At 57.2% G+C, this 12,401-nt stretch carries 7 protein-coding genes; 4 read left to right on the forward strand and 3 right to left on the reverse strand.

The window, feature by feature from the left end; all coding sequences use genetic code 11:
• Positions 1-80: 80 nt before the first annotated feature.
• The 3 genes from ACWJJK_RS10005 to ACWJJK_RS10015 all read left to right on the forward strand — a co-directional run bounded on the left by ACWJJK_RS10005 (position 81) and on the right by ACWJJK_RS10015 (position 4,559).
• Entirely contained in the window at positions 81-635 is a 555-nt protein-coding gene (locus ACWJJK_RS10005; RefSeq protein ID WP_168175487.1) for a YdcF family protein, read from the forward strand.
• A gap of 517 nt (positions 636-1,152) precedes the next feature.
• Entirely contained in the window at positions 1,153-2,733 is a 1,581-nt protein-coding gene (gene xrtD, locus ACWJJK_RS10010; RefSeq protein ID WP_077731866.1) for a VPLPA-CTERM-specific exosortase XrtD, read from the forward strand.
• Between the two features lie 203 nt (positions 2,734-2,936).
• Entirely contained in the window at positions 2,937-4,559 is a 1,623-nt protein-coding gene (locus tag ACWJJK_RS10015) for an MraY family glycosyltransferase (RefSeq protein WP_077731865.1), read from the forward strand.
• 340 nt (positions 4,560-4,899) lie between these two features.
• On the opposite strand, the gene ACWJJK_RS10020 is transcribed toward ACWJJK_RS10015, so the two are convergent.
• Together ACWJJK_RS10020 and ACWJJK_RS10025 are read right to left on the reverse strand one after the other, a co-directional pair.
• Positions 4,900-6,288, reverse strand: a complete 1,389-nt coding sequence (locus tag ACWJJK_RS10020) for a class II fumarate hydratase (protein WP_077731864.1) — start codon at positions 6,286-6,288, stop codon at positions 4,900-4,902.
• A gap of 63 nt (positions 6,289-6,351) precedes the next feature.
• The gene (locus ACWJJK_RS10025) at positions 6,352-6,603 is read right to left on the reverse strand and encodes a glutaredoxin family protein (RefSeq protein WP_077731863.1); all 252 of its coding nucleotides are present in this window, start codon (positions 6,601-6,603) and stop codon (positions 6,352-6,354) included.
• Between the two features lie 850 nt (positions 6,604-7,453).
• Here ACWJJK_RS10025 and ACWJJK_RS10030 point away from each other — a divergent pair.
• Positions 7,454-10,495 carry an AAA family ATPase gene (locus ACWJJK_RS10030; RefSeq protein ID WP_168175486.1) on the forward strand — a complete coding sequence of 1,014 codons (3,042 nt, stop codon included), beginning with the start codon at positions 7,454-7,456 and terminating at the stop codon, positions 10,493-10,495.
• A 7-nt stretch (positions 10,496-10,502) separates the two neighbouring features.
• Here ACWJJK_RS10030 and ACWJJK_RS10035 read toward each other — a convergent pair whose 3' ends face one another.
• On the reverse strand, positions 10,503-12,326 hold the full coding sequence (locus ACWJJK_RS10035) for a TonB-dependent receptor (protein WP_168175485.1): 1,824 nt from the start codon (positions 12,324-12,326) through the stop codon (positions 10,503-10,505).
• Between the last annotated feature and the right edge of the window lie 75 nt (positions 12,327-12,401).

The raw sequence follows: 12,401 nt of genomic DNA on the forward strand, positions 1-12,401 counted from the left end.
ATCTTGAGTCGGTGTCGGTTGTCACTCGTGTGTCGGCATCTTTCGTTGCGTGGCGTGTCGCATGGTGCGCAGTGATTTCGGTGTTTGCCATTGCATTGCTGCTTGGCAGCCGTGCGGGCGATTTTTTGGCTATCGAGTCCAATAATCCTCGGCAGGCCGACTTGGTCGTGATTCTGGGCGGCGGGTGGGAAACGCGAGTGGCGACGGGCGGATCTTTGATGCGCGACGGGTGGGCTGAGCATGTTCTTTTAACCGGAGTACAGAAAGCGCACGATCGGAATGGGGAACCGTCGAACGATCCGAGATATAGCTATCTCCGGTCGTTGGGAGTGTCGAGTGAAACAATTCTGCTGGACAGTTCCGCCAAAAGCACATGGGAAGAAGCGCACGTTATAAGGGATTTGGTTAAGAAAAACGGCTGGAGCAGCGTCCTTATCGTTTCCGATCCGCCACATTTCCGGCGGCTCGGATGGGTTTGCGAGCGGGTATTGGGTGTCTCGAATATCGATTATCGTTTGATCGCGAGCCGGCCGCGTTGGTGGAATCCAAGTCTGTGGTGGGAAAACAAAATCTCGGCTTCCTTTGTACTTAAAGAATTCATAAAGCTTTTTTATTACCGCGTTAAGTATGTTTGAGTTTAGATATCTTGGGTAATAGGAGGCTATTCCAGTTGACCCTAGAAACCCTTCGACTTTGCTCAGGACAGGCCCTTCGACTTTGCTCAGGGCGAACGGCCTACTGGACCAGTGCCGTTAAGGTAAGCTGCCATGCCACGTAGGGAAGGTCCCGCGACTAAAGCGATGTTTGCGCCTTGCGCTGGTTGTGCTGGTTCCCAAACTCCCGTTTGGGAACCCAGTTTGGGAAGCTCCGGCTTCTCGATTCGCGTGCGGTTTCTGGAAGCTAGAGCTTCTCGGGTAGGACGCCCAAACGGGAGTTTGGGCGCCAGCGGAATGGGCTGTTTGCGATTGGAATAACGGGGTAGGACTTATTCCAAATTGCTTTCAGTCAGGAATTCATTTTGTAGGATGGGTTTCGCTTCGCTCTACCCATCCTACGATGAATGTTCGCTCGAATGCCGAATGGAGTTAAGCGGATGATATCGCCTTATTTGGGGCAGGCACTAAGAATAGAAATAGAGAAAGGCCGGACATAATGGTTGCAACAGATTCGAAAACTGAATTGTGGGATATCGGACTCAAGTTTTGGGGGTGGTTCAGCCTTTTGATAGGGATATCGGTATTTACATTTTTTGACGGCCTCAAATTCGTCTTCGGATACTGGACGACAAGCGAGGAATACAGCCACGGTCTTCTGATTCCGTTCATCACCGCTTTCCTGATCTGGCAGAAAAAAAACGAACTGGCCCGGTTGCCGTTCGAAGGCTCCTGGGCCGGTGTAGGTGTCGTCGGCTTGGGGTTGGGACTTTATTTTCTGGGCGAATTGGCGACGCTCTACATCATCGTCCAGTATGCCTTCCTGGTCGTCTTGTTCGGCCTGGTTCTCGCGGTGACCGGGTTCAAGATATTCAAGCAGATTTGGATACCGCTGTTCTTTTTGTTTTTTTCGATTCCCTTGCCCAATTTTCTCTACCAGGGCCTGTCGGGCAAACTTCAGCTTCTTTCCTCGGCACTCGGCGTCTCTTTCATTCGGGCCTGCGATATCAGCGTTTATCTCGAAGGCAATATCATCGACCTCGGCTCGTACAAGCTTCAGGTGGTGGAAGCCTGCAACGGGCTGCGTTATCTCTTTCCCCTGATGAGCCTCTCGTTCATGTGCGCCTATTTCTTCAAGGTGGCATTGTGGAAACGGGCCGTAATTTTTCTCTCCAGCATTCCGATCACGATTCTGATGAACAGCTTTCGCATCGGCATCATCGGGGTAATGGTCGAGTACTGGGGAAAATCGATGGCGGAAGGATTCCTGCACGATTTCGAGGGCTGGGCAATCTTCATGGCCTGCACCGGCCTACTGGTGGGGGAAATGTGGCTGCTGGCCAGGATCGGGCGGGAGCCGCGGCCGTTGCTGGAAGTGTTTGGTTTGGCGTTTCCGGAACCGTCGCCGAAGGATGCGTTGTTTCGGGAGCGCACCTTGCCGCGCCAATACTGGCCGGTGCTGGGGCTTTCGGTCGTGGCATTGGGGGGTGCTCAACTCCTGCAGCATCGGGAAGAATTCGTTCCTCCTCGTGCCGAGTTCGTCGATTTCCCCATGCAACTGGCCGATTGGACGGGGCGGCGCGAGACGATGGAGCAGCAATACATCGATGCGCTCAAATTCGATGACTACATTCTGGCTAACTATGTCCGCGACGGGGTCATGCCGGTCAATTTTTATTCCGCCTATTACGCCTCCCAGCGCAAGGGCGAGTCGATACATTCGCCCCGCTCCTGCATTCCGGGCGGCGGTTGGGAAATCAAATCGCTGGAGACCGTGAATGCCGATCTTCCCGGCGAGGAAGGCGATCCGCTTAGGATCAACCGCCTGGTCATTCAGAAAGGCGAGGATCGCCAGCTCGTTTACTACTGGTTTCAGCAGCGCGGGCGCAATCTGACCAACGAATATGCCGTGAAGTGGTATCTGTTCTGGGATGCGCTGACGCTTAATCGTACCGACGGCGCCCTAGTGCGGCTCACGACCTATCTTCCCCGCGGAGAGGAGCTCGCGACGGGCGAGGCGCGGCTCAACGAGTTCCTGCGTGTCTTGAAGCCGCAATTGAATCGTTATATCGCGGATTAGACGCATGCGCTTAATTTTGCCGAAGTTGTACGCCAAAGCCGTTAAGTCAAGCTGTCATACCGGCAGGGAGTGCCGGTATCCAGAGCACGGGGATGTGATCCAGGCTGATGCTATCCCTGGCTTCTGGGTTCCGGCATTCCCTGCCGGAACGACGGTATGGAGCTTAATTTAGCGGTATTGGCAGGTACGGATAAGGATTTTCTATGCAGCTTTTTGTGCTGTTCTTGACCACCCTGTTTCTGGCCATGGTGTTGGTGGCCGCACTGATCCGATTTTCTGCGCCGCTCGGCCTGGTGGATGTTCCCGATGCGCGGAAGGTCCATGTTTCGGCGATTCCACGGGTGGGCGGGATCGGCATGGTCATTGCGACCATCGTGGCGCTGCTCCTGGAGTTCGATCTCGATTCCGGATTCCGGATCTGCCTGCTCGGCGTCGGCATTCTAAGCGTGTTCGGCTTACTCGACGATCGCTACGACCTGAACTACAAGATCAAGTTTTTCGGTCAGTTCGTGGCGGTGCTGGTGGTGGTCGTTTTCGGCGACATCGTGATCCGCCGCTTGTGTTTTTGGGACTGCGGAACGCTGCCCGATGCCGTCGCTTACCCGCTGACGGTATTCTTTTTGCTCGGCGTGACGAATGCGATGAATCTGGCCGACGGTTTGGACGGACTGGCGGCGGGACTCAGCATTCTGAGTCTGGCTTGCATTGCGTTTCTAGCCGATTTGGCCGACGGCTATCAAACAATAGCGACTGCTGTTGCCATCCTGGGCGCCATCTTGGGATTTCTGCGCTACAACACCCACCCGGCCATCGTGTTCATGGGCGATACGGGCAGCCAGTTTCTGGGCTTCTCGGCGGGCGTTCTTGCCGTGTTGCTTACGCAAAAGGTCAATACGGCGCTGAGCGGTTCTTTGCCGCTGCTGATCTTGGGATTGCCGATCATCGACACTTTGCTGGTCATGGGGCATCGGATACTTCGCGGCGTGTCGCCGTTCAAGCCGGACCGGAACCATTTTCACCATAAGCTCCTGTCTCTGGGTTTCGACCATTATGAGGCAGTGCTGACGACGTACGTGGTCCAGGCGTCCTGCATTCTTCTCGCGTATTTTCTCCGTTACGAGTCCGACCTATTGGTTCTGGCGATCTATCTGGCCCTGTTCGCCGTGGTCGGAGCATTCTTCCCGCTCGCACAGGCGTTCCGTTGGCGCCTACACGGAGTCGACCGTGGCCAGGCGTCGTTTCTCACCCGAAAATTGAATTTGATTCTGGAGAAAGCCTGGCTGGACAAAACGGCTTTTCAATCCGTCCGTCTCGCCGTGCCGTTGTTCCTGGTTGCAACCGCCGTCACAACGAAGGAGGAGGATCTGGACGAGATTGCGGTGTTTGCCGCGGGAATTCTGGTGACCTGGCTGGTTTGGGTAGGGGCTCGTCTTCCCGGTGCGGGCTTCATCGAGCGCGTGGCCGTTTACTCGAGCGTGATCCTGGTGGTTTATCTCGCCCAGACCGCCGGTTTCGAGTACTCGGAGGCGGAGCGCTGGTTCAATTACGCTATCGCCTTGCTGGCCGTCATCGTGGGCGTGGGCGTGCGGTTTTCGGGGCGCTACTTCACCCTGACGCCGTCGGACTTCCTGGTGATGTTCGTGCTGTTGGTCGCGGCGAACTTACCGGTTTTTAGTCAAGTCAACTACGCCAAGATCGCCGTCCAATCGGCGATCCTGCTGTACGGCGTCGAATACGTCCTGCGCCGCGGGAGCGGAACCGTCTGGGCGGTGCGGAGCGGTGGGATGCTGGCTCTGATCGCGCTGGCTCGCTGGATGGTTCTTTGAGCCGGGTTCTCCGTACACTCGAACGCGGCCCGAGATCAGCGGAGCGTTTCATCCCAAAAACGGGGGGGGGCGCCGTGGTAGGTGCGAATTTATTCGCACAGTCAACGGCTTATTCCGTTCGGCATTCGAATGGACATTCATCGTAGGATGGGTAGAGCGAAGCGAAACCCATCGATGGTGGGTTAGCGCAGCGTAACCCACCGATTCGCGGTCGCTCGGTGGGTTACGGCCTCGCGGCCTAACCCACCCTACAAAAAATTGATTCCTTGTCGGGAATGGATTCCCGACCTACGACCCGGCGGTTCGACGTAGGTCGGCAATCCCTTGCCGACGAATCCCTTCAGCCCTGAATGCCTCCTTCCGTCAGCTTCGCGGGATCCAGAAGCTCGGACAATTCCTCGCGCGGAATCCCGGTCATTTCGGCGGCCACGTCGATGATCGGCCGTTGCTGCTTGTAGGCCGCTTTGGCGATTTCCGCCGCTTTGAGATAGCCGATGACGGGATTCAGCGCGGTAACCAGAATGGGATTGAGTGCCAACGCTTTCTTTAAATTGTCTTCACGAACGACGAAATCGGCGATGGCCTTATCCGCCAATTGACGCGAGACGTTCGCCAGCAGGTCGATGCTTTGCAGCAGATTGTATGCGACGACCGGCAGCATGACGTTGAGCTGGAACGATCCGGACTGGCCGGCGACAGTAATCGTGGCATCGTTGCCGATGACTTGTGCGGCGACCATGCAAACAGCCTCCGGAATCACCGGATTGACTTTGCCCGGCATGATGGAACTGCCGGGCTGTAGCGCCGGCAGTTCGATTTCACCTAGACCCGCCAGGGGGCCGGAATTCATCCAGCGGAGATCATTGGCGATTTTCATGAGGCTGACCGCCACGGTCTTCAGTTGGCCCGACAATTCCACGGCCGCGTCCTGGCAACTCAGGCTTTCGAAAAACGAGGCATTGGGCGCGAACGGCAGGCCCGTGGCGTCGGAAAGCGCCTCCGCCATTTTCGCCGCGAACTCCGGATGGGCGTTGATGCCCGTACCTACGGCCGTGCCGCCCTGGGCGAGTTTGTAGATACGCGGTAATGAGGCGCGCAGACGCTCAACGCCGTTTTGGATTTGCAACGCCCAGCCGGAGAGTTCCTGGCTCAGGGTGACGGGCATGGCGTCCATGAGATGGGTGCGTCCGGTCTTGACCACGTGCTCGATCGATTGCGCCTTGTAGACGATCGTGGTCTGCAAATGCTCCAGTGCGGGGATGAGCTGTGCGTTGACGGCGAGCGCAGCGCTGACGTGGATCGCCGTCGGAATGACGTCATTGCTGCTTTGCCCCATGTTGACGTGGTCGTTGGCGCTCACGCTTTGTCCGCAGGCACGGGAGGCAAGCGTGGCGATGACTTCGTTGACGTTCATGTTGGTGCTGGTGCCGGAACCGGTTTGGAATACGTCGACCGGAAACTGGTTGCCGTAACGTCCGTCGATTATGTCCTGCGTTGCCCGCTCGATGGCCTCGGCAAAGCCGCAGTCCAAAACGCCCAAGTCTCTATTTACGCGGGCGGCGCACTGCTTGATCAAGGCTACGGCCGCGATAAAGGCCGGCGGCATCTTGAGTCCGCTGATCGGGAAATTTTCCACCGCGCGCTGAGTTTGGGCGGCATAAAGGGCATCGGCCGGCACCTGCAATTGGCCCATGCTGTCTTTTTCGATGCGGAAAGCGTTTTGGTTCATGACATTGAAAATCGGTTAAGTGTTAACGGATTAGTTAGGCCGCATGATGTTTGATAAGCCGGACTAGGACAGGCTATGGAGAAACTCGCCTAACCGTTCTTCGTCGAAGGGCCAGCCGAGTTCGGCACCCGATGCGGAATCGCGCACGACCGGAATCCGTACGCCATAGCGGTGTTCCAACTCGAGTTTCTCGGCGATATCTACTATCTCGACGGGAATCTCGGCGCCTTTCGCTTGAATCGCTTTAGACAGCAGAAATTCCGCGTCTTCGCACAAATGACAACCGTGTGTGCCGTAAAGTATTAGTCGAATCAATCTTGCTCGTCCTCGCTGGATACGGCCGGAAGTTTGCGCATCGTCGTCCGGTTCCGGAGCGCGGCAATCTGGCCTCGGTGATAGGGGCAGTGACGGATGTCACGGGGACATCGCTCGCGAGCGGCTAAGCTTATCAGATTAGAGGGGAAACATGCCGAACGAAGATTGTTCGACCGCTCCACAAGTGGGGGGCCTTACGGATAGAGGTACTCAAGCAGCGGCGATGTCGTTTTTCTGGCGAGGACAAAAGAGAAAACGCCCGTTTCATGTCGCATCGGATAATGTCGGGCGTGGTTTCATCACGACGTCCGAAGTGTGGGCGCTTATGGCAGGTATTCGTCGACAGCGCGCCTGTTCCATCGTTTCCAGCTTGGAAACGATGCGGGGTAATCGATCCCGGTCGCCAAACGGTCGCCGGAACCGCATGCTTAGCCCTCCGTTTAGCGAGCAGCGGGCGCGTGCCGCGTGCGTTGTTCGCACGGAAAATCGCCAGACGGTTGGGCATTCTCCGCGTTCTGAATTACCGAAATGACCGCCGGCCGAATCTGTTGATTGTCAACGAGGTAATTTGTCACAGACGGCGAAATGAATTTACTTGCAGACTGGCAATTCGCCCGGTTTGCCTTATCGAGGAAGCGCTCTGCGCGGCAAGCTCCATCGAAATCCTGAAGGGAGAGACGCTACGATGATAACGTCTTTGATCCGCACCACCCGGCGTGCCAATTTGCTGATGAGGGTTGGATTTTGATTTGTAAAGGTTCGAAAGTCGTCAGAAAACGGTCAGTTTTTGGTCAAATATGGTTTGTTCCGCCAACTGCAATGCTAACCACGAATGCCGGAGCCTGTAGGTATGGAGATCGGTAAGAGTTTGCTATTCGGCCCTTTTCGGCTAGACGCCGGAAACGCCGTCTTGTGGCGAGGGTCGGAGGTGGTGGGCTTGCCGCCGAAAGCCTTTGCGCTTTTGCACTACTTGCTTATGAATCCCGGCCGGCTGTTAACCAAGGACGCTTTGCTCGATGCGGTCTGGCATCGCCGCTTTGTCAGCGAGTCGGTTCTTAAAGGATGCGTCAACGAATTGCGCAAAGCTCTGGCGGATGATCCGAAGTCACCCACTTACATCGAAACGGTGGCGAAACACGGCTATCGCTTCATTGCCGAGGTAATGCAGGCAGACAGCCGGGAAGTTCGTGCGCCGGCACTGTCGCCAATAGCGGCCAATCGCGCAGCCCATGATGTGAATTCGATGTATTGGGTAGGGCGGCGGAGCGAGTTGGAATGGCTGGAAGCACGCTTCGAACGGGTAAGGCGTGGTGAGCGTCAGATAGTCTTCTTCACCGGCGAGGCCGGGATAGGCAAGACCACCCTAATCGATATGTTTCTGGCTCGCGCCAACGGCACGAATCTGGGGCTGCTACGCGCCCGATGCGTCGAACAGTGCGGTGCGGGAGAGGCGTTTATGCCTTTGATCGAGGCTTTGGAGAACGAATGCCGCGGAGCTGGCGCGCAGCAATTGGTCGACCGGCTGCACCGACATGCACCGACCTGGCTGATGCAAATGAACTCGGTCTTGACGCCCGCGGATAAGGACAAGCTCAGCCAGCAGGTCCTGGGCGCAACGAATGCCCGAATGCTCAGAGAGGCGGCGGAGTTTTTCGAGAGCATCAGCTCCGAATTTCCCTTGGTCCTGGTGATCGACGATTTGCATTGGGGCGATTATGCGACGGTCGATCTTATCTCTCTATTAGGGCGTCGAAGTTCACCGGCTCAGTTATTCGTCATCGCGACATACCGACCGGTCGACGTAAGTTTGACGCAACACCCGATCAAGCGGATCAGGCACGAATTGCAGGCGCGCGGTTTATGCGCCGAGCTGGCCTTGTGCGGTCTGGGCGAGGACGAAATCAAGGAATATTTGGTATCGCGCTATCCCGAAGAGGGGGGGCATGAGACTTTATCGTCGTCCATTTACCGATGGACCGAGGGCCATCCCTTTTTCATGGTAAATCTGGTCGAACATCTGGTCGATTTGGGGCGCCTTACATCGAGTTCCTACGATACGGGCTCGAAGCTGGCGATACCCGATAATCTCTTGGAAATGATAGACGCGCAAATCGATCGCCTGAGCGCTTCCGAGCGGCGCTTGCTCGAAATGGCGAGCGTATTCGGCGTCGAATGGTCTGCGGCACTGCTGGCAGCCGTATCCGGCGAAGATTTGGCGACGATCGAACTGTGTTGCGATGAACTCCGCCGGCGCGGCCAGATGTTGAAGTCATGCGGTGCCGACGAGTGGGCGGACGGGATAATGGCCGGACGCTATGGTTTTCGGCATTCCCTCTATCGCGAAATCCTTTATCGCCGCCTTGCGCCCGGGCGCCGGATGCAGTTGCACCGGTCCACCGGAGAATGCTTGGAAAATGGATACGGCGAGAAATCCAAAACGATCGCGGCGGAATTGGCCAATCATTTCGAGCAAGGCAAACAGCTGTCTAAGGCAATCATGTATCTGCGTCTGGCGTCGGAGAACGCCGTGAGCCGCTATGCCAACCGAGAAGCGATAGACTACATCAGCCACGCGCTACGCCTGTCCGAGTCGCTTCCGGAGGCGGAACGCGAGGCCTTAATCATGGAATTGCTGTTCAGACGCGGTGTCGTAAAGCGTTCTATGGACGACACCGATGGCGCCATGGAAGACTTTTCGGCTATTCGCAAGCTTGCGGTCAGCGCGGGTCTTCCGCTTTGGGAGCTCAAAGCCTTGATTGAACAGGGCAGGGTTTGTTATTGGATGGATCGGCCCCGCTGCCTCGCGTTAGTGACCGAGGCGGTAGAACGCGCTCTGGATTTAAAGGACGAGATGATCGAAATCCTGGTTCGAGGCTCCTGGGCTGGATGGCATAACACTTTGCAGGGATGGAGCGAGCACTACATCCGGGATTGTCGAAAGGCCATGGATATGGCCCGCGCAACGCGGAATCGCGAATTGCTTAACGCCAGCCTCACCTTGCATTCCAGTTTCGAATACGCCAGGGCCGACTATCGGTCGGCGATCGCTCTCGCACGCGAGGCAATGGAGATCGCTCAGAACCGGGGCGACGCATTGCAATACATGGTTTGCGAGGCCCTTTGCATAAGGTCGATGCTGCACATCGGAGAGTGGGGGGAAGCCCGGCGCCATATCGCCAAAGCATTAGAGATGGCCGAAAGGAACGGCAATGTCTTTGCAATCATCCATTTCACTCTGCTCATGAGCTGGTTACACGAGCAGGCTTTGGATTACGAAGGTGCACGGAGTCTGTGCCAGGCCGCGATGGAAAAAATGCACGACCAGCGGGATTCCTCGAATGCCTTTTTCGGACTGATCCGGTCGGGGGCGGCCCATCTGGGTTTGAGGCAACACGCCGAAGCCTTCGAGAGTTTCGCCAAAGCCGATCAGCTGCTGGATGCGTGTCAGGGACTGATGGATTGGTACCTGCGGCCGCTCTTTCATTTGGGCCTGGGTGAATACTGGCTGACGCAAGGCCAGTGGGAAAAAGCCGAAGAGCAGGCCAACAAGGTTTGCGAGCTCTCGGCCTTGCCTCCCGATCCGGCTTATCTGGCGCTGGGACATCGGCTGTTGGCCGAAGTGGCCATGGGCCGAAAGGCATTGGATACGGCTGGGGCGGAAGTCGAACAGGCGTTGTCCCATCTCGGTACGATCGAGGCCGCACTCGCGGCATGGCGGGTGTACGCAACCGCTGCGGAGCTGGATAGCCGAAGGGGACGCCTCCCTGAAGCGGAAACCTACCGCCATCGCAGCGCAGCGATACTTCGAGGCTTGGCCGAATCCATGGACGAGGCGGATTGCCTGCGTCAGTCGCTGCTGCGACATCCGCTGTTAACCGGCATTTGCGAGTAATTCCAAATCAAAACTTCGCGTGAATTCCGCCGAATACCGTGGTTCCGGGAGTGTAGCGGGCGTAGATGCCGCCGGTTCGGTTGTTGGTAATATTGTCACCGCGCACATAAAGATCGAGTTGCGGCAACACGCGATAGGTGGCTATGAGATCGACACGGACGGTGTCGTCCGTGGCCAAAGTCGCCGCGCTATCGTTCCATTGCGAGCCTTGGTATGTTGCATTCGCGCGGAGGCTCAGCGGCAAGGCATCCAGGTTCCACTGCGTCCAGATGCGGCCGGATTTTTCCGGATGCACCGGCAAAGGCCGGTCGTTGTCCAGATTGCGGCTGTACTGATAAGTGAAGTCCAGACCGCTGCGGAGCTGTTCGGACCAGAGAACTTCCAACGAAGCCTCTGCTCCGGCGATGCGGGCCCGCGGCGTGTTGCCGAGGCGAACAAAGCGTCCCAAGCTGATTTCTGAAGTGATCAGGTCGTTATAGCGACCGTAGTAGCCGGTTACGGAGATGTATAGATTGCGGATCGGCACCCAATCGAATCCGGCATCTGCCGTCAAGCCTTTCTCCGGTTTGAGAATGGGACTGCCCAAGAGCGGCATATACAGTTCGCCGTAGCTGGGGGCGCGGAATGCGGTGCCCGCGTTGGCCCGGAGGCTCAAGGATGACGAAACGTCCCAGCGAGACCCGAAATGCAGTAGCGTGTGTTTGCCGTAGTCGTCGTGGCTTTCCACCCGGACGCCCGCTTCTTGGTACCATTTCCCCAAATCGGCCTGCAGCTCGGCAAATCCGATCACGGTCTTTCGCTCGTCGTGGAATTGCGACGATTGCAAGGGATGTTCACTTTCCCCATGCTCGTGACGCACCTGCCCACCCCACACCAGTCGCCAGGATCGCTGGCGCGTCTGATCGTTTAAAAGTGCGTGACTGTTGCGCCAATCGGCGAACATCAAATGGCTGCTGAAACTGAACGGTAGACGCCCGGCTCGAGCGGCGACGTCGTTCTCGGTGTAGGCCAGCTGCAACCGACTGGTCCAGTCATCGGTCAGATGCGCTGAGGCGGTATTTTGGGTCAGCCACAGTTTTTCGTGAAAATCCGTGGTCGCACTGTCGACGAAGGTGGGAAGACCGGCCGGAGTCACCCCCGGTAGATCGGCGTCCTGCCATGAGTCTTTGTAGAGGACGCTGCCGTCCACGGCCAAATCCGGCGTGAACCGCGCGCCGTATCGCGCTATCCCTAAGGTGCTGCCGAAGCGGTCCCGCTCCGGATTGCCCCGGTCGGGTATGGCGTCGTACGCACCGTCGAATTGGTTCACCCGACTTCCGGTGACGGAAATGTCGGCATGCTCGGCCAGCAAGCCGCCGCTCAGTGTCGTGCGGAAGGTTCCGAAGCTTCCCCCTTCCGCGTGAACCAAACCATAATCTTCCGTGGTCCGTTTGGAACTCAGCTGAATGCTGCCGCCCAAAGCTTGGCTGGTGTAGTAGGCATGGTTGGAACCGAGAACCACGGTGGCTCCGCCCAAGGCTTCGGCGGGAATGGTATCGAGCCAGCTCAGTGCCGGCAGTGCCGTCAGTAACGGTACGCCATCGAATGTCACCATGCCTTGGGTGTAAGTCACGCCGCGTACCCTCAGTCCCACGGCGCGGCCCTCGCTGCCCCGGAGCACGAAAACGCCCGGCGTTCCGCGCAGGAAATCGTTGATATTGCTGTACTGCGAACTTTCGACGTCATTCCGTGACCGAAAAGTGGCATTGTTCGTAAGCGCTCGTGAGAGATTGTCGGCGGTTTGGGGCAGACCGTCCGTGGGAATCACGGTCACCGGAGGCAGTTCCGTCATATCCGCTCGCAATGAAGCCGGTGCACACTGCGCAATCAGTAAGACCGCGGCCGGACCGGCCAGACCCCGTTTGCC

Source organism: Methylocaldum gracile (genome assembly GCF_053646815.1).